Origin of the sequence: Streptomyces rhizoryzae (assembly GCF_023155275.1) — a bacterium.
Classification (GTDB): Bacteria; Actinomycetota; Actinomycetes; order Streptomycetales; family Streptomycetaceae; genus Streptomyces; species Streptomyces rhizoryzae.
The window spans coordinates 13,151-32,683 of sequence record NZ_JALMUV010000062.1 but is presented as its reverse complement, the minus strand read 5'-3'; the positions used below and the strand labels follow the sequence as shown (position 1 = coordinate 32,683).

General features: G+C 71.1%; 20 protein-coding genes and 2 pseudogenes. 9 read left to right on the top strand and 13 right to left on the bottom strand.

Going from position 1 to position 19,533, the window contains the following annotated elements; all coding sequences use genetic code 11:
- Nucleotides 1-205 precede the first annotated feature (205 nt).
- Nucleotides 206-409 (top strand): hypothetical protein, encoded by a 204-nt coding sequence (locus tag MUU72_RS32230; protein WP_248016995.1) that lies wholly within the window; start codon nt 206-208, stop codon nt 407-409.
- 100 nt (nt 410-509) lie between these two features.
- Here the strand turns inward: MUU72_RS32230 and MUU72_RS32225 are convergent, their stop codons facing one another.
- A complete protein-coding gene (locus MUU72_RS32225; protein ID WP_248016994.1) occupies nt 510-2,210 on the bottom strand; it encodes a fumarate hydratase in 1,701 nt (566 codons plus the stop codon).
- A gap of 312 nt (nt 2,211-2,522) precedes the next feature.
- On the opposite strand from MUU72_RS32225, the pseudogene MUU72_RS32220 reads away from it, so the two are divergent.
- Nucleotides 2,523-3,110 (top strand): annotated as a pseudogene (locus MUU72_RS32220) (DUF1707 SHOCT-like domain-containing protein); the annotation flags it as partial.
- Nucleotides 3,111-3,512: 402 nt separating this feature from the next.
- The gene (locus MUU72_RS32215; protein WP_248016993.1) at nt 3,513-3,872 is read left to right on the top strand and encodes a WhiB family transcriptional regulator; all 360 of its coding nucleotides are present in this window, start codon (nt 3,513-3,515) and stop codon (nt 3,870-3,872) included.
- Between the two features lie 113 nt (nt 3,873-3,985).
- Here the strand turns inward: MUU72_RS32215 and glpX are convergent, their stop codons facing one another.
- Nucleotides 3,986-5,017 (bottom strand): class II fructose-bisphosphatase, encoded by a 1,032-nt coding sequence (glpX, locus tag MUU72_RS32210; RefSeq protein WP_248016992.1) that lies wholly within the window; start codon nt 5,015-5,017, stop codon nt 3,986-3,988.
- Nucleotides 5,018-5,246: 229 nt separating this feature from the next.
- Between glpX and MUU72_RS32205 the strand changes: the two genes are divergently transcribed.
- On the top strand, nt 5,247-5,783 hold the full coding sequence (locus tag MUU72_RS32205; RefSeq protein WP_282505163.1) for a DUF4245 domain-containing protein: 537 nt from the start codon (nt 5,247-5,249) through the stop codon (nt 5,781-5,783).
- Between the two features lie 200 nt (nt 5,784-5,983).
- Here MUU72_RS32205 and MUU72_RS32200 read toward each other — a convergent pair whose 3' ends face one another.
- From MUU72_RS32200 to MUU72_RS32185, 4 genes are all read right to left on the bottom strand, one after another.
- Nucleotides 5,984-6,577, bottom strand: a complete 594-nt coding sequence (locus MUU72_RS32200) for a malonic semialdehyde reductase (RefSeq protein ID WP_248016990.1) — start codon at nt 6,575-6,577, stop codon at nt 5,984-5,986.
- 273 nt (nt 6,578-6,850) lie between these two features.
- Nucleotides 6,851-7,120 (bottom strand): exodeoxyribonuclease VII small subunit, encoded by a 270-nt coding sequence (locus MUU72_RS32195; protein ID WP_248016989.1) that lies wholly within the window; start codon nt 7,118-7,120, stop codon nt 6,851-6,853.
- Between the two features lie 10 nt (nt 7,121-7,130).
- The gene (gene xseA / locus MUU72_RS32190; protein WP_248016988.1) at nt 7,131-8,387 is read right to left on the bottom strand and encodes an exodeoxyribonuclease VII large subunit; all 1,257 of its coding nucleotides are present in this window, start codon (nt 8,385-8,387) and stop codon (nt 7,131-7,133) included.
- Nucleotides 8,388-8,447: 60 nt separating this feature from the next.
- On the bottom strand, nt 8,448-9,884 hold the full coding sequence (locus MUU72_RS32185) for an APC family permease (RefSeq protein ID WP_248016987.1): 1,437 nt from the start codon (nt 9,882-9,884) through the stop codon (nt 8,448-8,450).
- A 92-nt stretch (nt 9,885-9,976) separates the two neighbouring features.
- On the opposite strand from MUU72_RS32185, the gene MUU72_RS32180 reads away from it, so the two are divergent.
- Both MUU72_RS32180 and ppgK read left to right on the top strand, forming a co-directional pair.
- Nucleotides 9,977-10,978: a 4-hydroxy-3-methylbut-2-enyl diphosphate reductase gene (locus MUU72_RS32180; protein ID WP_248016986.1), complete on the top strand. Its 1,002-nt coding sequence runs from the start codon at nt 9,977-9,979 to the stop codon at nt 10,976-10,978.
- Between the two features lie 71 nt (nt 10,979-11,049).
- The gene (gene ppgK / locus MUU72_RS32175; protein ID WP_248016985.1) at nt 11,050-11,955 is read left to right on the top strand and encodes a polyphosphate--glucose phosphotransferase; all 906 of its coding nucleotides are present in this window, start codon (nt 11,050-11,052) and stop codon (nt 11,953-11,955) included.
- 58 nt (nt 11,956-12,013) lie between these two features.
- Here ppgK and MUU72_RS35760 read toward each other — a convergent pair.
- A pseudogene (locus MUU72_RS35760) lies at nt 12,014-12,421 on the bottom strand (DUF6542 domain-containing protein); the annotation flags it as partial.
- Between the two features lie 557 nt (nt 12,422-12,978).
- On the opposite strand from MUU72_RS35760, the gene ychF reads away from it, so the two are divergent.
- Together ychF and MUU72_RS32165 are read left to right on the top strand one after the other, a co-directional pair.
- A complete protein-coding gene (gene ychF / locus MUU72_RS32170) occupies nt 12,979-14,067 on the top strand; it encodes a redox-regulated ATPase YchF (protein WP_248016984.1) in 1,089 nt (362 codons plus the stop codon).
- Between the two features lie 90 nt (nt 14,068-14,157).
- On the top strand, nt 14,158-14,457 hold the full coding sequence (locus MUU72_RS32165) for a hypothetical protein (RefSeq protein ID WP_248016983.1): 300 nt from the start codon (nt 14,158-14,160) through the stop codon (nt 14,455-14,457).
- Between the two features lie 138 nt (nt 14,458-14,595).
- Here the strand turns inward: MUU72_RS32165 and MUU72_RS32160 are convergent, their stop codons facing one another.
- The 6 genes from MUU72_RS32160 to MUU72_RS32135 form a co-directional block, all read right to left on the bottom strand.
- Nucleotides 14,596-14,985: a hypothetical protein gene (locus MUU72_RS32160; RefSeq protein ID WP_248016982.1), complete on the bottom strand. Its 390-nt coding sequence runs from the start codon at nt 14,983-14,985 to the stop codon at nt 14,596-14,598.
- A 78-nt stretch (nt 14,986-15,063) separates the two neighbouring features.
- Nucleotides 15,064-15,921 carry a hypothetical protein gene (locus MUU72_RS32155; RefSeq protein ID WP_248016981.1) on the bottom strand — a complete coding sequence of 286 codons (858 nt, stop codon included), beginning with the start codon at nt 15,919-15,921 and terminating at the stop codon, nt 15,064-15,066.
- Nucleotides 15,918-17,408, bottom strand: coding sequence for an ALF repeat-containing protein (locus MUU72_RS35755; protein ID WP_248016980.1), 1,491 nt, complete (start codon nt 17,406-17,408; stop codon nt 15,918-15,920). Before MUU72_RS35755 ends, MUU72_RS32155 begins: the two co-directional genes overlap by 4 nt.
- 77 nt (nt 17,409-17,485) lie before the next feature.
- Nucleotides 17,486-18,226 (bottom strand): ABC transporter permease, encoded by a 741-nt coding sequence (locus MUU72_RS32145; protein ID WP_248016979.1) that lies wholly within the window; start codon nt 18,224-18,226, stop codon nt 17,486-17,488.
- Entirely contained in the window at nt 18,223-18,510 is a 288-nt protein-coding gene (locus MUU72_RS32140; RefSeq protein ID WP_248016978.1) for a DUF8746 domain-containing protein, read from the bottom strand. Before MUU72_RS32140 ends, MUU72_RS32145 begins: the two co-directional genes overlap by 4 nt.
- A gap of 128 nt (nt 18,511-18,638) precedes the next feature.
- Nucleotides 18,639-19,040: a hypothetical protein gene (locus MUU72_RS32135; protein ID WP_248016977.1), complete on the bottom strand. Its 402-nt coding sequence runs from the start codon at nt 19,038-19,040 to the stop codon at nt 18,639-18,641.
- 124 nt (nt 19,041-19,164) lie between these two features.
- Between MUU72_RS32135 and MUU72_RS32130 the strand changes: the two genes are divergently transcribed.
- Nucleotides 19,165-19,479 (top strand): glycosyltransferase family protein, encoded by a 315-nt coding sequence (locus MUU72_RS32130; RefSeq protein ID WP_248016976.1) that lies wholly within the window; start codon nt 19,165-19,167, stop codon nt 19,477-19,479.
- Nucleotides 19,480-19,533 lie beyond the last annotated feature (54 nt).

The following is a 19,533-nucleotide window of genomic DNA, read 5'->3' as shown; positions in this document are numbered from 1 at the left end:
CCCCCACTTCCCCGCCCCCTCCTCCTCCCCGCCCTCGCCGGAATCAGCTCTCACCCTTCTCCGAGGTTACGCCGCACCGTGACGATGGGAACACGCACCGTAGTGATCCGCCGCAAGTCCATGCGATCCCACGAGGAACTCCGCCAGCCGCCTGCCCCCCTGACGGGACAGCCGCCCACACCCCCACCGAACAGGAGCGCCGCCCATGGCCACGAGCGCCGGCCAGACACCTCCGGGTCCGCGATCCCGCCAGTCGCTGATGACCCTGCGCGTCTACACCGCGACCCACGACGGCGTCGTCGCCCAGGAACGCGCCCAGATCCACGTCGTCGCCGGCGACCGCTTCGACGTCTACGACGTCTCCCCGGCCTGGCCCCCGTGCACCTGCCCCCGCCACCGCAGCCGCTGACGCTCCCCGGCGGCAGGACGGCCGGTACGCGGACCGCACGGCAAACGGCCGCCCCCCGCGCATCCGCGGGCGACGGCCGTGCACCGTGGTGTCCGGGACGTCACGCCCCCCGGCGGACCGGGATGCTGGTGAAGGTGGGGGTGGTCGGGGCCGGGTCCTGGAAGAAGTCGTTGCCCTTGTCGTCGACGACGATGAAGGCGGGGAAGTCCTCGACCTCGATCTTCCAGACGGCCTCCATGCCGAGCTCCTCGTATTCGAGGACCTCGACCTTCTTGATGCAGTCCTGGGCGAGGCGGGCGGCCGGGCCGCCGATGGAGCCCAGGTAGAAGCCGCCGTGCGCGGCACAGGCGTCGGTGACCTGTTGGGAGCGGTTGCCCTTGGCGAGCATGACCTTGGAGCCGCCGGCGGCCTGGAACTGCTCGACGTAGGCGTCCATCCGGCCCGCGGTGGTGGGGCCGAAGGAGCCGGAGGCGTAGCCCTCGGGGGTCTTGGCCGGGCCGGCGTAGTAGACCGGGTGGTCCTTGAGGTACTGCGGCATCTCCTCGCCCGCGTCCAGCCGCTCCTTGATCTTGGCGTGCGCGATGTCGCGGGCCACGACCAGGGTGCCGGTGAGCGAGAGGCGGGTCTTGACCGGGTGCTTGGTCAGCTCGGCGAGCACCTCGTCCATGGGGCGGTCGAGGTCGATGGCGACCGCGTCGAGGTCCGGCCCCGCGCCCTTGGTCAGGTCCTCGTCGGTGGTCTCCGGGAGGAAGCGGGCCGGGTCGGTCTCCAGCTGCTCCAGGAAGACGCCCTCGGCGGTGATCTTGGCGACGGCCTGGCGGTCGGCGGAGCAGGAGACCGCGATGGCGACCGGGCAGGAGGCACCGTGCCGGGGCAGGCGGACGACGCGGACGTCGTGGCAGAAGTACTTGCCGCCGAACTGCGCGCCGATCCCGATCTTCTGGGTCAGCTCGAAGACCTTCTCCTCCAGCTCCTTGTCGCGGAAGCCGTGGCCGGTCGGCGAGCCCTCGGTGGGCAGCTCGTCCAGGTAGTGCGCGGAGGCGTACTTGGCGGTCTTCAGCGCGTACTCGGCCGAGGTGCCGCCGACGACGATGGCGAGGTGGTACGGCGGGCAGGCGGCCGTACCGAGCGAGCGGATCTTCTGCTCCAGGAATTTCATCATGGACGCCTCGTTGAGGACGGCCTTGGTCTCCTGGAAGAGGAACGACTTGTTGGCCGAGCCGCCGCCCTTGGCCATGAAGAGGAACTTGTAGGCGCCGCCGTCGGTGGCGTACAGCTCGATCTGCGCCGGGAGGTTGGAGCCGGTGTTCTTCTCCTCCCACATGGTCAGCGGCGCCATCTGCGAGTAGCGCAGGTTGAGCTGGGTGTACGCGTCGTAGATGCCGCGGGAGAGGGCCTCCTCGTCACCGCCCGCGGTGAGCACGTTCTGGCCGCGCTTGCCCATCACGATCGCGGTGCCGGTGTCCTGGCACATCGGCAGGACGCCGGCGGCGGCGATGTTGGCGTTCTTGAGCAGGTCCAGGGCGACGAAGCGGTCGTTGGCGCTGGCCTCGGGGTCGTCCAGGATCTTGCGGAGCTGGGCGAGGTGGGCCGGGCGCAGGTAGTGCGCAATGTCGTGCATCGCCTCGGCGGCGAGCTTGCGCAGCGCCTCCGGCTCGACCTTGAGGAACGTCCGGCCGTCGGCTTCGAAGGTGCTGACGCCCTCCGAAGTCACCAGGCGGTAGGGGGTGTTGTCCTCGCCGGTGGGGAGCAGGTCGGTATAGGCGAATGCCGGGTGGGCCGGGCGGGGAGTGGCGGCCATGGGGGATGTGTCCTTACTCGGAGGGGTGGTGGCTGGCTTCTACGGCAGCGCCCGACCAGCGTAGAACCCCGCCCTCGGGCCACCGCTGTGAGGTAGGGCTCAGTCCGTGCGCGACGCGCCGCCGTCCTCTAGTCGCGATCTATCGCGTTTCGGTACGCTGGGGCCGTGGACGCTTCAGGAAACGGGGGACGACCGGGCCCTAAGACCCCGCCCGGGACGCTTGCGGAGCAGCTGGACCAGCAGCAGCCGCAGGCGGTGAATCTGACCAAGGGGGCGGCGGATCCCCGGGTCCGGCCGGTGGCCGAGGCCGATATGCGGGCCTCGGACGCGGACCGCGACCGGATCGCCGAGATCCTGCGCGAGGCCCTCGCCGAGGGCCGGCTGGACGCCGAGGAGCACGCCGAGCGGATCGACGCGGTCTACCGCGCCAAGACCATGGGCGAGCTGGCGCCCATCGTACGGGACCTGCCCGCGGCGGGCGGCCCGCGGCCGGCGGAGGCGGACCACGGCTACGGCCCGGCCGCCCCCGCCGCCGACCAGAACCTCGTCGCGATCTTCAGCGCCGCCACCCGCAAGGGCCGCTGGCGCGTCCCGGCCCGGATCAACGCGGTGGCGCTCTTCGGCAGCGTCGAGATCGACCTGACCGAGGCGGTCTTCCCGCAGCAGCGCGTGCAGATCAACGTCACCTCGGTCTTCGGCAGCGTCGAGGTCCGGGTGCCGGAGAACATCACGCTGCGCAGCAGCGGCTCCGGCATCCTGGGCAGCTTCGAGGTGGAGACCCACGACGCCGAGGACCGCGACGCCCCCGAGGTCGTGGTCAACGGTTTCGCGCTGCTGGGCAGCGTGGAGGCCAAGCCCCGGCGCGGCGCCTGGATCCGCGACCTGCGCGACCGGCTGCGCGGCGAGCGGCGGGAGCGGCTGGAGGGGCTCCGGGCCGAGCGGCACGAGGCGATGGCCGAGGCGTGGGCCGAGCGGCACGAGCGCCGGGGCGAGGCGTGGGCCGCGCACCACGCGCTGCGGGACGAGCTGCGGGCCGAACGCCGGGAGCGGATGGACCAGTTGAGGGCCGACCGCCGCGAGCGCCGCGAGGAGCGCCGGGAGCGCCGCCGCTTCGGTTAGGGGTGCCGGCGCGGTTCCGGGGCGGCGGTCTTGTCCTCGATCGCCACGGTGTGCATAAGCCCGCGTACAGCGGGTAGGGCTGGTGCATCGTCTCTCGTACGGCTGCGGGGTGCGAAGAAAGCCGTGCGCAGCGAGACGGGCAAGGGTGATCTCTCGCGCCGAAGCCGTCGTCAGGAGTAGACCGTGCTGCTACCGCATCAGCCCCTGCAGGATGCCGCTGTCGTTCCGTCCCAGCGAGGGCAGGCTCGCGAGGAGGCCGGTCCCTGGCATGCGGAGGCGGTGTGCCGCCGGGACGAGGCCGGGCTGTTCTTCGCCCCGTCCAAGGAGCCCACCGCCGCCCGCCTGGCCCGCGAAGAAGCCGCGAAGCGGGTCTGCGCCCGCTGTCCGGTGATGGTCGAGTGCCGGGAGCACGCCCTGCTCCAGCCCGAGCCCTACGGCGTCTGGGGCGGGCTGACCGCCGCCGAGCGCCGGGTCGTGCTCACCCGCCGGCGGCGCCGGGAGAGCGAACTGCGGGCCGCCGCCCCGATGCCCGCGGCCGGCTGACCCGCCGCGGGCCGGTACGGCGCCCGCCGCGCCCGCGCCCGTACGCACCCGCCCCCGCCGGAAGCGACTTCCGGCGGGGGCGGGGGTGCGTAGCGGGACGGCGCGGGCGCCGGTCAGCTCGGGCGCTCGAAGTCGATCGAGCTGTAGGCGCGCAGCTTCGACAGCCGGTGCTGGGACTCGATCTGGCGGATCGTGCCGGACTTGGACCGCATCACCAGGGACTGGGTGTAGGCGGTCTCCGCGCGGTAGCGGACGCCGCGCAGCAGCTCGCCGTCGGTGATGCCGGTCGCCACGAAGAAGACGTTGTCGCCGCGGACCAGGTCCTCGATCTGGAGCACCTGGTCGAGGTCGTGCCCGGCGTCGAGGGCGCGCTGCCGCTCCTCGTCGTCCTTGGGCCACAGCTTGCCCTGGAAGGTGCCGCCCAGGCACTTCAGTGCGCAGGCCGCGATGATGCCCTCCGGCGTGCCGCCGATGCCCAGCAGCAGGTCCACGCCGGTGCCCTCGCGGGCCGCCATGATCGCGCCGGCCACGTCGCCGTCGGAGATGAACTTGATCCGCGCGCCGGCCTCCCGGACCTCCTTGACCAGGCCCTCGTGGCGCGGCCGGTCCAGGATGACGACGGTGACGTCCTCGACCGCGGACTTCTTGGCCTTGGCGATCCGCTTGATGTTCACCGCGACCGGGGCGGTGATGTCGACGAAGTCCGCGGCCTCCGGGCCGGTGGCGAGCTTGTCCATGTAGAAGACCGCCGACGGGTCGAACATCGAGCCGCGCTCGGCGACCGCCATCACGGAGACCGCGTTGGCCATGCCCTTGGCGGTCAGCGTGGTGCCGTCGACCGGGTCCACCGCCACGTCGCACTCCGGGCCGGTGCCGTCGCCGACCCGCTCGCCGTTGTAGAGCATCGGGGCGTTGTCCTTCTCGCCCTCCCCGATGACCACCACGCCGTTCATCGAGACGGTGTGGATCAGGGCGCGCATGGCCCTCACCGCCGCGCCGTCCGCGCCGTTCTTGTCACCGCGGCCGACCCAGCGGCCCGATGCCATGGCGCCGGCCTCGGTCACCCGGACCAGTTCCAGGGCGAGGTTGCGGTCCGGAGCCTCCGGGCTGACCTCGAGTTGGGACGGCAGATGATGCTCGGTCATCGAGCGCACCTTTCTGTACGGCGACGGCCGGATTGATGAGGGTGCTCATGACTTTATCGGTAGGTCGTGAAAATGAGCAGGGGGGCCTTCGCATGAGCAAGCCACCGGCTGGGTATCGCCGGCGGCCGAGCGGCGCCGGACGGTGGGGTGTTTGCCCAGGTGGGTGCCGTCCCCAGGGGGGCGTCGCGGGGCCGGAACGGGCATGGGGGACGATAGGGACGTGGCTGGTATGCGAGGCAGGCAAAGAGTGACGGACATGGTCCTGTCACTGGCGGTGATCGGGGTCCTGGTCGGGGCGATCTACTTCTTCATCCCGCACGACGACAGTGCGAGCGCGGAGAAGAACGCCGTCAAGACCGTCGACACCCGGGTCGAGATCCTCACCGCCCGGCGCGCCGCCCCGTACCCGGTCGCCGCGCCCGAGGGGCTGCCCAAGACCTGGCGGGCCACCTCGGTGTCGTACAAGGCGAGCAGCGACGGCAAGGGCGGTGCCTGGCACCTGGGCATGCTCGACCCGGAGCAGGAGTACGCGGCCGTCGAGCAGAGCGACGCGCCGGCGCAGCAGTTCATCCGGGACGTCACGCTGGGCGCGTCCAAGGCCGAGGGGCAGCAGGCCGTCGACGGCAAGAAGTGGGACCGCTACAAGGGCGACACCTACCGGGCGCTGGTCCACCAGGAGCCCGGGGTGACCACGGTCGTCACCGGCACCGCGCCGTACGGGCGGCTGGCCGAGCTGGCCGCCGCGCTGGTCGCCAAGAAGGGCTGAGCGCGGGGAGAGCGGGCCGGGCCGCCGGCGGGCCGGCCCGCTCCGCTTCCGGCCTGTACCGCTCCGCTTTCCGGCCGGGCCGCTCCGCTTCCGGCCGGTCGCGCACGCAGGCCGCCGCGGACACGGCAGAGGCCGCCGCACCCGGGTGGGTGCGGCGGCCTCTGTGTACCTGCGGTCCCGGCCCGGGGCCGGACGGCGGCTCAGACGGTGGTCGCGGCCTCGTCGAAGGAGAGCCGCGGGGCGCGCGGGAAGAAGGCGTCCGGGCCCGGCTTGCCGAGGTTGATCACCAGGAAGGACTTCTGCTTGCCGTCGCCGAAGAACTCCTTGTCCACGGCGCCGAAGTCGAAGCCGGTCATCGGGCCGGCGGCCAGACCGGCGGCGCGGATGCCGAGGATGAAGTAACCGGCCTGGAGGGTGGCGTTCTGGGTGCCGGCGACCTCGCGGACCGCGGCCTCGGAGAAGTAGGCGTCCTTGATGCCCGGCGCGTGCGGGAAGAGCTGCGGCAGCTTCTCGTGGAAGTCCAGGTCCACCGAGAGGATCACGGTCAGCGGCGCGGCCAGGGTCTTCGGGCCGTTGGCGCCCATGGCGTGCGCGACCAGGCGCTTCCGGGCGTCCTCGGAACGGACCAGGGTGATCCGCAGCGGCGACTGGTTGAACGCGGTCGGGGCGTACTTCACCAGGTCGTAGATGGCCTGGACCTGCTTGTCCGTCACCGGCTCGTCCGTGAAGGAGTTGGCGGTCTGGGCCTCGCGGAACAGGAGGTCCTGTGCGGCGGCGTCAAGGGCGAGAGACATCAGGGGCACCTCGGGGCTCGGGTGGGTTCGTGCGGTTCTGCGGAAGACGGCACTGTCGGGGCTGTCTACGCGAACCACTCTAACCCAGATAGATTAAAGTTCAACTAACGGGTGGAATCTGTGAGGGGGTTCACAGCGATACGACGACGCAGCGACGCAGCGGTACGACGACGCAGCGACGCAGCGGTACGACGACGCAGCGGCCTCCCGGCATCCGAAAGGCCGCTGCGGGCACGGGTGGTGGGGCCGCACCGGGCCGCCGGCCGCGCCGGATCAGGCCCGGTCGGCCTCCGCGCCCTCCTCGGAGACCTCGGCCAGCGCCGCGTCCAGCCGCGCCCGGGCGCCGTCCAGCCAGCGGCGGCACACCTTCGCCAGCTCCTCGCCGCGCTCCCACAGGGCCAGCGACTCCTCCAGCGTCGTACCGCCCGCCTCCAGGCGGCGGACGACCTCGATCAGCTCGTCCCGCGCCTGCTCGTACCCGAGGGCGGACTCCGCCGGGGCCCCGTCCGCCGCCACGTCCACCACGTCTTCCGTCTTCGCCATGTCTCCCACCCTAGGAGTCCGCCCCGCTCGTCATGGACCGTCCGGCGCCGGGATCCGGCACCGCGGCCACCCGCACCCGGAAATCGCCCTCGGCGACCCTGGCCCGGAGTTCCTCGTCCACCGCCACCTCCGACGGGTCCCGCACCGCGGTGCCGTCCGGCTTCTGGAGGACCGCATAGCCGCGCTGGAGCGTGGCCTTGGGGGAGAGCGCCACCACCCGTGCCAGGGTGTGCGCCAGCTCGGAGTCCGCGCGGTCCAGCAGATGGCCCAGGGTGCGCCGCCCGCGCTGGAGCAGGGCGGTGACCTGCTCCTCGCGCTCCTCCACCATCCGCTGCGGACGCTGCATCGACGGGCGGTGCAGTGCGGCCGTCAGGCCCCGCTCCTCGCGGTCCAGGAAGCCGCCGAGCGCCCGCCGGGCCCGCTCCCGCAGCTGATGGACCCGGGCCAGCTCCTCACCGACGTCGGGCACCACCTTCTTCGCCGCGTCGGTGGGCGTCGAGGCCCGCAGATCGGCGACGAGGTCCAGCAGCGGGCTGTCCGGCTCGTGGCCGATCGCCGAGACCACCGGGGTGCGCGCCTCCGCCACCGCCCGGACCAGCTGCTCGTCGGAGAACGGCAGCAGATCCTCCACGCTGCCGCCGCCGCGCGCCACGATGATCACGTCCACCTCGGGCAGCGCGTCCAGCTCCTGCACCGCCGCGATGACCTGAGGGACGGCGTGCACGCCCTGCACCGGGACGTTGCGCACCTCGAAGCGGACGGCGGGCCAGCGGTGCCGGGCGTTCTCCAGCACATCGCGCTCGGCGGCGCTGGCCCGGCCGCAGACCAGCCCGATCAGCTGCGGCAGGAACGGCAGCGGCCGCTTGCGCTCGGCCGCGAACAGCCCCTCCGCGGTCAGCGACCGCTTCAGCTGCTCCAGCCGGGCCAGCAGCTCGCCCACCCCGACCGGGCGGATCTCGGCGGCCCGCAGCGACAGCTGGCCGCGCGGGGCGTACCACTCCGGCTTGGCGTGCACCACCACCCGGGCGCCCTCGGTCACCACCTCGGCGACCTTGTCGAAGACCTGGCGGTAGCACGTCACGCTCACCGAGATGTCGTACGAGGGGTCGCGCAGCGTCAGGAAGACCACGCCCGCGCCCGGCCGCCGGGAGAGCTGCGTGATCTGCCCCTCGACCCACACCGCGCCGAGCCGGTCGATCCACCCGCCGATGAGCCGGGACACCTCGCCGACCGGGATCGGCGCTTCCGGAGACGTAGAGACAGCCATACGAGCGAGCCTAGCGGCGGCCACTGACAGTGGCGGTCCGCTCGCGCCCGGCGGCCGCGCTCAGCCCCCGGCCGCCCCGGCCCGGCGCCGCCGGACGTCCTGCACCGCCAGCACCGACAGCCCCAGCACCAGCCACCCGGCTCCCACCGCCTGCGCCGTCGGGGACGCCTCGGCCACCACCGCGACCACCACGGCGAGCCCCGCCAGCGGCACCACCCCGTGCCGCAGCAGACCGGTCCCCGCCGTCCGTCCGCGGAACCGGAACCAGCCGATCACCGAGGCGTGCAGCAGCGCGAACGCGGTCAGCGCGCCGACGTTCACGACCGACGACAGCTGGTCCAGGCCGTCGTCCCGGGTGGCCGCCCAGACCGCCGCCACCAGCGTCACCAGCGCCGCCCCCAGCAGGGCCCGGCGCGGCACCCCGCTGCCCGCGTCCACCGTCGCCAGCGCCCCCGGCAGCCGCCGGTCCCGGGCCATCGCGAACAGCAGCCGCCCGGCCGCGGCCTGACCGGCCAGCGCCGCGAACGCCGCCCCGACCGCCTTGCTCACCGCCACCAGGTCGTGCAGCCAGCCGCCCACCGCCGCGTCCACCGTCGTGTAGAAGGCGGCGCCCTGCTCGCCCGGCTTCGCGGCCAGCTCGGCGGCGCTCATCGGGGCCAGCAGCGCCGCCAGATACGTCTGCACCGCGAACAGCACCCCGGCCACCACCAGGCACGTCAGCACCGCCCTGGCCACCCGCCGCGAGCTGTCCGCCCGCCGCCCGCCGCCCTTCCCGGAACGCCCCCCGCGCGGTGCGTCCCCGGCCTCCTCCGCGAACGCCGCGATCGCGTCGAAGCCCAGGTACGACAGCACCGCCACCGACACCGCGCCCAGCACCGCCGGGACGGAGAACCCGCCCTCCCCGGTCAGCGGCGCCGCCCAGCCGCGCTGCGCCCCGTGCACCGCCAGCGCCCAGCCGGCCGCCGCCACGAAGACCACCAGCACCGCGATCTCCAGCGCCAGCACCGCGAACCCGACCACCGCCGCGGTCCGCACCCCCCGGAGGTTCAGCAGCGTGGTGACCACCACCGCGGCCGCCGTCCACACCCCCTGGGGCACCTGCGGCACCAGCGCGTGCAGCGCGATCCCGGAGAAGAGGTACGCCACCGCCGGGATCAGCAGGTAGTCCAGCATCGCCATCCACCCGGCGACGAACCCCGCACCCTCGCCCAGGCCGGCCCGTGCGTACGTGTAGACCGACCCCGCCCCCGGGGCCACGCGCACCATCTGGGCGTAGGAGTACGCGGTGAACGCCATCGCCACCGTCGCGGCCACGTAGACCACGGTGACCGCGCCGTGCGAGGCGGCCTGGAGGGTGCCGAAGATCCCCACCGGCGCCATCGGGGCGATGAACAGCAGCCCGTAGACGACCAGGTCCCGGAACGACAGCGTCCGCGGCAGCGCCCCGGTGCCGCTGCCCACCCCGTCGCCGACCGCCGCGCCGACCGTGCCCGGCATCCCGCCTCCTTCTCCCCCCGCTTCCGCCGTCGGTGCTCCCCACCAGTCTGGGCCACCGCCGCGATCAACCCCTGCCCGGGCACGGCCTTACGATGGGACGCATGTCTGCTACTCCCGCTGCGCAGCCCCGCCGCAAGGTCCTCCTCGCCGCCCCCCGCGGCTACTGCGCGGGCGTGGACCGTGCCGTGATCGCCGTCGAGAAGGCCCTTGAGCAGTACGGCGCCCCGGTGTACGTGCGCCATGAGATCGTCCACAACAAGTACGTAGTGAAGACCCTGGAGAAGAAGGGCGCGATCTTCGTCGAGGAGACGGAGGAGGTGCCCGAGGGCAACATCGTCATCTTCTCCGCCCACGGCGTCGCCCCCGTCGTCCACGAGGAGGCCCAGCGCGGCAGGCTCGCCACCATCGACGCGACCTGCCCCCTGGTCACCAAGGTCCACAAGGAGGCCGTCCGGTTCGCCAAGGAGGACTACGACATCCTCCTGATCGGCCACGAGGGCCACGAGGAGGTCATCGGCACCAGCGGCGAGGCCCCCGAGCACATCCAGCTCGTCGACGGCCCCAAGGACGTCGCGAACGTCGAGGTCCGCGACCCCGACAAGGTCGTCTGGCTCTCCCAGACCACGCTCTCCGTGGACGAGACCATGGAGACCGTCGACGCCCTCAAGGGCCGCTTCCCCAACCTCCTCTCGCCCCCCAGCGACGACATCTGCTACGCCACCCAGAACCGCCAGCAGGCCGTCAAGCAGATGGGCGCCCAGGCCGACCTCGTCATCGTCGTCGGCTCCCGCAACTCCTCGAACTCCAAGCGGCTGGTCGAGGTCGCCCTCGGCGCCGGCGCCGCCGCCTCCTACCTGGTCGACTACGCCGACGAGATCGACGAGGCGTGGCTGGCGGGCGTGGCCACGGTCGGCGTCACCTCCGGCGCCTCCGTTCCCGAGATCCTGGTCGACGGCGTCCTGGAGTGGCTGGCCGCCCGCGGCTACGAGGACGTCGAAACGGTCACCGCCGCCGAGGAGTCCATCGCCTTCTCGCTGCCCAAGGAGCTCCGCCGCGACCTGCGTGCCGAGGCCCGGGCGGCCACCGAGCGCTGATCGGGCCGTCCCGCCCGCCTGTCTTCGCCATACCGGGGGCGGCGGGCGGACCGGCGTCCTAGCCTTTTCCCATGAGGGTCTTCGGCGTGGACATCGGCGGTACGGGCATCAAGGGCGCACCGGTGGATCTGGAGCACGGCATCCTGGCCGAGGAGCGCCACAAGGTCCTGACCCCGCATCCGGCCACCCCCGCGGCGGTCGCCGACGGCGTCCGGGAGGTCGTCGACCACTTCGGCTGGACCGGCCCGATCGGCATCACCTTCCCCGGCGTGATCACCGCCGGCACCGCCCGCACCGCCGCCAACGTCGACAAGGACTGGATCGGCCTGGACGCCGCCGCGCTGCTCGCCGACCGGCTCGGCGAGGCCGCCGCCGGCCACCCCGTCGCGCTGCTCAACGACGCGGATGCGGCCGGTCTGGCCGAGATGCGCTACGGCGCCGGCGCCGGCCGCACCGGCACGGTCATCCTGCTCACCTTCGGCACCGGCATCGGCAGCGCGGTCTTCACCGACGGCCGGCTGCTGCCCAACACCGAGCTGGGCCACCTGGAGCTCCACGGCCACGACGCCGAGAAGCGCGCGTCCGGCAAGGCCAAGGAGAACGAGGAGCTGAGCTGGCAGCGCTGGGCGCGCCGGGTCCAGAAGTACCTCGCCCACGTCGAGATGCTCTTCTCGCCCTCGCTGTTCGTGATCGGCGGCGGGGTGAGCCGCAAGGCGGAGAAGTTCCTCCCGCTGATCGAGGGGATCAGGGCCGAGATCGTACCGGCGCGGCTTCAGAACGACGCGGGGATCGTGGGGGCTGCGATGGCCGCGCATGCCGCTCGGGCTGCCGCGCCACCTGCCGCGGACGGTTCCCCGGCCGCGACCGGCCCGGAGCCCGGGCCGCCGGCCCGTCCGCCCGCGGGCCCGCCGCCCGCGGACCGGGCCCCGCGTTCCGCTGCCGACTCAGCGGTCGGCTGGCCCGACGCCGGGCGATGAGCAGCACCTTGCGGACGAGCACCAGCAGCGCACAGGCCAGCGTGCCCCCGTAGAGCCACCCGGCGTTCAGCGCCAGGACGGTGAAGACCCCGACCAGCAGCCCGGTGAAGCCCGCCGGGCCGTGCTGCACCGGGAGCGCGCCCAGGGTGAACGCGATCGGCAGCGCGACCGGCGCGGCGATCAGGTCGTAGGGCCGCACCCACGCCCCGGCCGCCACGCTGACCAGCAGGAAACCGGCCCCGTACACGGTCTGGGCGCCGCCCAGCAGCCAGCGGTCCAGGAAGCCGAGGACCAGCAGCGCGAAGGTGGCCAGCAGACCGCAGCCCAGACCGGTCAGCTTGGCGGCCGGCAGCCGGCGGACCAGCCCGGCCACCGGGGCGGGCGCCGGCGGGCGCCGGGGGCCCGCCCGGTAGACGGCCGCGACCTCCTCGCCGTCGGCCGGCGGACCGGTGGCCGGACGCGGCATCCGGTCGCCGGGCCGGACGGCCGCACCGCGGGCCGGGGCCCGGAATTCGGCCGGGGCCGGGGCGTAGCCGCGCGCGGTGACCTCGGTGCCGGCCGGTACGGAGGCGTAGCCGGACGCCCGCATCGCGGACAGGAAGGCGTCGTCGGGCTCCGGGGCCACGGCTTCCGCGGGGCGCGGGAGCCGGGCGTCCTGCCCCGCCTCCGGGCTGCCGCCGCGCGGCCGGCCGTAAGGGGGCCGCGCTTCGTGTTGCTCCACCTCTTGCTCCACGTCGTGCTCCACCCGGCCACGGTAGGCCGCTAAGTGGGATCAACAGGTCACAGGACACGCACTTTGACCTACCTTGGGGTCTTCGTTCGGCAGCCCGGCGCACGTGGAGCGGCTACCCGGGGTGCCGGGTGCCCACTCCCGGGGACCGTCCCCGGTCCCGCCGCCCCCCGGTGCCCGCCCAGTAGACTGGTGGATCGGCCGTCCCAGGCCAGGCCCGGCCCGCCCGGTCCGCTCCCGGGCAGCGGCCGCCCTCCACCGCCCACCACCTCCAGCTCCGGGAAGTCGCCACCGTGTCGCTCACGATCGGAATCGTCGGTCTGCCCAATGTCGGCAAGTCGACCCTGTTCAACGCCCTGACCAAGAACGACGTGCTGGCGGCCAACTACCCGTTCGCCACCATCGAGCCGAACGTCGGCGTGGTGGGCGTCCCCGACCCCCGCCTCGCCAAGCTCGCCGAGATCTTCGGCTCCGCGCGGGTGCTGCCGGCCACCGTCGACTTCGTCGACATCGCGGGCATCGTCCGGGGCGCCTCCGAGGGCGAGGGCCTGGGCAACAAGTTCCTCGCCAACATCCGCGAGTCCGACGCGATCTGCCAGGTCATCCGCGCCTTCAAGGACGAGAACGTCGTCCACGTCGACGGCAAGGTCTCGCCCAAGGACGACATCGAGACCATCAACACCGAGCTGATCCTGGCCGACCTCCAGACGATCGAGAAGGTCCTCCCGCGCCTCCAGAAGGAGTCGCGCATCAAGAAGGACATCGCCCCCAAGGTCAAGGCCGTCGAGGAGGCCAAGGCCATCCTGGAGGAGGGCCGCACCCTCTTCGCCGCCGGCTACGCCCAGGGCACGGAGCGCACCGCGCTCCTCCACGACCTCCACCTCCTCACCACCAAGCCCTTCCTCTACGTCTTCAACGTCGACGAGGAGGAGCTGACCGACGAGGACTTCAAGAACGAGCAGCGGGCCCTGGTCGCCCCCGCCGAGGCGATCTTCCTCAACGCCAAGCTGGAGGCCGACCTCGCCGAGCTGGACGACGAGGAGGCCCTGGAGCTCCTCCAGTCCGTCGGCCAGGAGGAGCCGGGCCTGGCCACCCTCGCCCACGTCGGCTTCCGCACCCTGGGCCTGCAGACCTACCTGACCGCCGGCCCCAAGGAAACCCGCGCCTGGACCATCAAGCAGGGCGCCACCGCCCCCGAGGCCGCCGGTGTCATCCACACCGACTTCCAGAAGGGCTTCATCAAGGCCGAGGTCATCTCCTTCACCGACCTCGTCGAAACCGGCTCCGTAACCGAAGCCCGCGCCGCCGGCAAGGCCCGCATGGAGGGCAAGGACTACGTGATGCAGGACGGGGATGTGGTGGAGTTCCGGTTCAACGTGTGACGCCGGTCATAGTATTGATGTAGCGATCTGGCAAATGTGCAGGTCAGGTGGGGCCGGTTCCATTCGGGGCCGGCCCCGTTGTCGTGCCCGGTGCTGGATCCGTACGCCGAAGCCATCGACGCCCTCTCCGCCGGGCTCGGCCTCGACCGCCCGGGGGCGGGCCGCCTGCTGGTCATCGCCTCCGACGGCTGCTACCGCCCCGACGAAGCCGCCCGCGCCGCGGAGCGCATCACCGCCCTTCGACGAGCAGGGTGCGCGGTGCTGTGGCTCGCGTTCGACCCCGACCCCCGCCCCCTGCCCGGTACCACTTTGCTGGGACTCACCGACCCGGCCCAGGCCGCCACCGCCATCGGGAAAGCCGCCACCGCGGCCCTCGCCGCCACTACCTGACCCGGCCGCCGCCCCGGCACCGCCCGGGGCGGCATCCGGCCGACCAAACGATCACGCTCCCCCACATTCGCACCGGCCACCACCGAACCCCGTCGCTGATTGAAATCCACCTGGCTGCACGGCACTTACGGCGTGCGGTCATGTCGCGAGCACGAATGCCAATATGCACATGAGGCTGACCGAAATGATCGGGGTCGCGACAGCCCATGCAGGGTACTCGTATTTGTCTCGCTTTACACCTCGGCGCATTTCTTCGCCGTACTTGCGGAAGAGTTTTCCGGCCGGAAGAAGGCCTATGGTGAGTCCGGTCCAAGCGAAGGAGTACAGAACCAGCATCTGTCGAGCATTCCAGTGCTGATACTGGATACTTCCTACTGCCATCATTCCTAGGCAGCATCCGACGGAGAGGGTGAGAAGCACGACTGTCAGTTTGCGCGCCTTCATCCACTTTTCTATGGCCAGACAGAATATGAAGGTCGCGAAAGCTGCCATGAGTAGCAGGTAGACGAGGGGAAGCTGCGCGAGCACGGCAGGTCCTTTCGGCAGCACATCACGGGCTGGCGGGTGTTGCGCCAGCCCGTGATGCGAGTCCTATGTCGTATCTATTCAGAATCCAAGAGATCCCAACAGGCCGGTAACCGGTGATATGAGATCGTGTCCGAACTGCGTGATCTTCGTGGCGACCTTAGTGCCGCCGAGAGCGCCGATCCACTTGGACTGGCCGAAGGTGAGCACTCCTAGCGCGGTGCTTGCCAAGGATGACTTGAACTCGCCACTCGTGAAACCGTACCCGGCTCCGGTGTACAGCGTGTTCAGTCCGGCAAAGGCGAGTGAGGCGTACCCGAACCCGGTGGCGGCAGCTTCCACGAAGGGAACGGCTGGTGGAAAGAACACGCCGACCGCCAGGCCGCCGACGCCGAGGAGGGCCGAGATGAATCCGGTTCCGATGCTGGCCCAGTTGGTAACGTCCGCCAGCCATCGCATCTCCCCCTTCCACCATCGGTAGATGTCCTTGAGCAGCTTGACCGTGTCGTTTTCGGGCGTGTCGGCTGGATTCTTGCCGGCTGTCTTGGCCTTATGCGCTTCCTCGGCGGCTTTCCTGGCCGCCGCTGCTGCTTCTGCCTGCCGTTTGACGGTGGCGATTTGGTGCGCTTGGGTTGCGGCGTTGGCCGCCGTCTTCGCGTCCTTGCCGGCCTGGATTGCAGAGCTGCGCGCGGAAGAGGCCGACACCTGAGCCGAGTTGGCGGAGGACACCGCGCGGCGCGCGGCATCCACAGCGCGGTTGGCTGAGTAGTTCGCCGAACGCGCGGCCGTACGGGCGGTGGCGGCTGCCTGCTTCGCCCTGTCGGCCGAGGCTTGTGCGTCCTTGGCCGACTTCTCGGCGGCGTCCGCGTTCGCGTCCGCCTGCTTCGCGGACTGGGCGGCCTGCTGGGCGGAATTCTTCGCCTTATCCGCCCACTTCACTGCGTCTGTGGCTGCGTCGCGGGCTCTCGCCGCCGCCTCCTGGGCACGCGCGGCATCCTCCTGCGCCTTGTGCGCGATCTTCGCAGCGGCGGCGATGGCGCCTTGGATGCCGGCGATGTGGCTGGCGGCGTCGTGATCGAGCTGTGCGGTCTTGAACTGGACCGAGGCAAGAAAGTGCGGCGCATCCACGCCGGGCCTTCCAGCGCGGCCTGGGCGTGGGCTTTGGTGTACGGGCCTGCCGTGGCGATGAGGGTGGCGGCAGCGACCGCGTCGTCCTCCCGCTGTGCCGACTCATATCCGGTGCTGAGGAATTCGTAGAGGGCCTTGGCGGTTCCGGCGTTCATCGCGTCGTTCGCTGCCTTTTTCACCGCGCTGCCGGGGTGGTTCGCCAGAACGAGGGAGACCGCGACGCGGTTGTCCGTCGCAGCGGCCTCGATGACGCCGGTGTCGAGGAACTTCGTGGCGGCGTCCGGGGCGTCGCTCTCCAGCGCCTTGGCCGCGGCATCGGCAACGTCCGGGGCGGAGGTCTGAGCGATGTACAGGACGGTCTCTCGGTCGTCCTGCCTCTGCGCGATCTGCCGGTCGGTGTCGATCCAGGCATGGATGTCCGCGTCCGTGCGGGACAGGGCGAACCGTGCGGCCTCGCGCGACCAGCCGCCGCGGGAGTCCATCAGGGCGATGGCCGCCTTGCGCCCGAGGGTGGCGGCGAGTCCCGTGTCGCCCGCCTTCAGCGCTGACTCGGCCTTGGAGATGAGGTCCTTGGTGGCCTTGTCGGCCTGCTCGGACTGCGTACGTCTCTCGGCGAGGTCCGCCCTTTCCTGCTCTTCGATCTCCGCGAGCAGGCGGGCCTCTTCCATCGCCTGCTTCCTGTCCTCGTCCAGGCGCTGCCACTCGGCCTCTCGGGCCTGCTTCTCCACCTCTATCGCCTGGTTGACGGCGTCAGTGGCGGTGTTGGCGGCCTTGGTGGCTTCGTTGGCGAACTCGGAGGACTTCTTCGCGTACTCGACGGCCTGGCCCGCGTACTTGGCAGCCCATTCGGCGGCCTCCGCGGACTTCTCCGCGTGGTCGGCCGCGCTGTTCGCAGCGTCGCGTGCGGTACGGGCTGCCTTCGCTGCTGTGTTCGCCAAAGCCTGCGCTGTGCCAGCAGCATTGGTGGCGATGGAGGCGTTGGAGCTCGCGATCCGTGCCTGTCGCTTGGCTTCCGCTGCCTGGGCCTGCGCCTTGCCTGCGGAGGCGGCCGCTGCGGCGGAAGCGTTCGCGGCAGCGGCTGCATTACGGGCTGCCGACGCGGCTGCGGACCCGGCGCTCGCGGCCTGGGCCGAGGCGGTGGCGGCATAGTCGGCGGCCTTTGCCGCGCTGCGGGCCTTGGCTGCGGCATTGCGGGCGGCAATGGCCGCGTCCTTGGCGCCGGATGCCTTGGAAGCGTCCTTGGCTGCGGCGATTGCAGCGCTGTGGCGAAAACTGAATGATCGCTCCGCTTCCCCCACGAGACCTCCCCTTCCCGTACTCCGGGTTGAACTTCCCAGGCCCTAAGTTCCGGGACTGCTTCTCTTTCTTGACTGGATCATCCTCGGGTCAGGCGTCGCGTCGGGCGAGCGCGACGTATCCGGCGGTCACCGTCACCACGGCCCACGCGGCCAGGACTGCCAATCCCGTTCCGCCGTTGAGCACTGTGTGCGGGGGGGAGGGTCCTTCTGAGGATCAAGGCCCCGGCCATGTCGGGAAGAAATTGGGCTACTGCGCGCGTCGCAGGAATGTTGTTCAGGATCGTCGACAGCATGAAGAACATCGGCACCAGCAGGCCGAGTGTGACTGTGCCGGACCGCAGCACCGTCGCCAGGCCCATGGAGAAGGCCACCAGCAGCATCGTGTAGAGGGCTGCGCCGAGAAAACGACCCATGATCCCGACGTCCACTGCGATGCCGGAGTTACCGAGGATGCCTTGCACGAAGAAAAAGCTCACCACGGCGGTGAGCACCGACAGTACGACGGTCACCAGCAGGATGGTTGCGAGCTTCCCCGCGTAGTACACACTCCGTTTCGGCACAGCGAGCAGTGAACTCTTGATCGTGCCGGAGGAGTATTCGTGCGTAACGGCCAAGACCCCGAGCATGACCATGAGGATCATGCCGCTCTGTAGGCCGGAGAACCCCAGAGCGACCGGGTCAATGCCCTTGCTGTGCCGACTGGTGTAGCCCATCAGACCGCTGATCGCCAGGCAGATGACGACGTAAACCGGGAGCGACCAGACGTGTGTCCGCAAGCTGCTCAGCTTGATCCACTCTGATCGGATGACATGGTTCACCGCTGCACCTTCTTCCTGGCCCGGTACTCGGTCTGCTGCGAGGTCAGTTGCATGAACGCCTCTTCCAACGATGCGGACTGCGCAGCCATTTCGTAGACGGCGATCTGTTGCGCCTGCGCGATGCGGCCTACCTCTTCGACCGTCACTTCCATGGCTTCGATCCGTCCGTCGGGCAGCGCCTCGGTCGTGATGCCCTTAGCCGTCAGGGCCTCCCGCAGCGCCTCGGGCTTGTCGACGCGGGTCAGCACGCTGTGGCGGGAGTGCTGGGCGATGAAGTCGCTCATGGAGGAATCAACCAGCAGTCGGCCCAGGGAGGGTGCCGACGGGTTCCCCGGGAGACCCCTCCCCTCAAAAGATCACCTTTTGGATCTTCCGGCTCAGCCTCCGGCTCCGTGCACGCCTGGATTGGTGGTCAGTGAATGGCCCAGCTCTTCGTGCGGTCGCCGCTTTTCAGAGTGTCCAGTCGGAAGGCGAGCTGGACAGCTGCCTCACGGTCGCCCTGGTCGGCGCGGCGGATGAATGAGCCGAGCGTGTGGAGGTCTCGCAGCTCGGTGAGCACCGAGAGCCCTTGCCAGTCCGCGAGGTCGTAGCCGTATGCGTCCGAGAGCAGACGGCCAAGGTGTTCCGGGCCGGGGGGCGGTCCATCGGGCTGCGGGTAGTGCCGCCACAGGGTGATCACGTATCCGTGAATGTCCAAGGGCTGCGATACGGCGAGTGGTTCGGTGACCTCAAGTCCCTGGCCGGCCAGCCAGCGGGTGAGGTCGATGGCTCGTTGAATCGAGGTGGGCTGTTCGTCCCGGCTGACCCGGATCACGGCTTCGGCGTGGGGCAGGAGAAAGACCGAGGTGGCGTGTGCGTGCAGGGGCGAGATGCCGCGCGCCGAAAGCCCTCAGATCGCGCAGGCGCGTCGAGCGGCGTCCCGGGGCGTAGGAGAGGGCGTGGTCAGCGCGGACAACAATGCGCTGATGTTCTCCCGCCCGCCGGTCCCGTACCCGCGGGGTCAATACCCTGCCTACCTCCGTCAGCTCGGGCTGTACGCGTTCACGGCCGAGGGGCTGGAGATATTCCGGAACCTGAGCCAGGGACCGCTCGAACGTGCCGAGGGCGTCGAGATGCTGCGCTTCATCGAGCATTCGCGCAACGTGCAGATGCTGCCCGTGGTCGACGCCGGCCTTGCAGTGGACACCCCTGAGGACCTCGTCCGTGCGGACCTCCTTCTGGAACAGGCAGAGGCCAGCTCGGGCGCCCCCTGAGGGGGCGAGCAAACGGCGGTTGGCGGATTCCAACCGTTCAAGCTCGCGATGCGG

What these genes read in the sequence shown, in the direction of transcription:
- glpX (WP_248016992.1), bottom strand. Translation starts at nt 5,017, where the DNA reads ATGACCGAGCATCATCTGCCGTCCCAACTCGAGGTCAGCCCGGAGGCT.
- MUU72_RS32140 (WP_248016978.1), bottom strand. Translation starts at nt 18,510, where the DNA reads ATGAGCGACTTCATCGCCCAGCACTCCCGCCACAGCGTGCTGACCCGC.
- MUU72_RS32230 (WP_248016995.1), top strand. Translation starts at nt 206, where the DNA reads ATGGCCACGAGCGCCGGCCAGACACCTCCGGGTCCGCGATCCCGCCAG.
- MUU72_RS32205 (WP_282505163.1), top strand. Translation starts at nt 5,247, where the DNA reads ATGCGAGGCAGGCAAAGAGTGACGGACATGGTCCTGTCACTGGCGGTG.
- MUU72_RS32225 (WP_248016994.1), bottom strand. Translation starts at nt 2,210, where the DNA reads ATGGCCGCCACTCCCCGCCCGGCCCACCCGGCATTCGCCTATACCGAC.
- MUU72_RS32195 (WP_248016989.1), bottom strand. Translation starts at nt 7,120, where the DNA reads ATGGCGAAGACGGAAGACGTGGTGGACGTGGCGGCGGACGGGGCCCCG.
- MUU72_RS32200 (WP_248016990.1), bottom strand. Translation starts at nt 6,577, where the DNA reads ATGTCTCTCGCCCTTGACGCCGCCGCACAGGACCTCCTGTTCCGCGAG.
- xseA (WP_248016988.1), bottom strand. Translation starts at nt 8,387, where the DNA reads ATGGCTGTCTCTACGTCTCCGGAAGCGCCGATCCCGGTCGGCGAGGTG.
- MUU72_RS32185 (WP_248016987.1), bottom strand. Translation starts at nt 9,884, where the DNA reads ATGCCGGGCACGGTCGGCGCGGCGGTCGGCGACGGGGTGGGCAGCGGC.
- ppgK (WP_248016985.1), top strand. Translation starts at nt 11,050, where the DNA reads ATGAGGGTCTTCGGCGTGGACATCGGCGGTACGGGCATCAAGGGCGCA.
- MUU72_RS32180 (WP_248016986.1), top strand. Translation starts at nt 9,977, where the DNA reads ATGGGACGCATGTCTGCTACTCCCGCTGCGCAGCCCCGCCGCAAGGTC.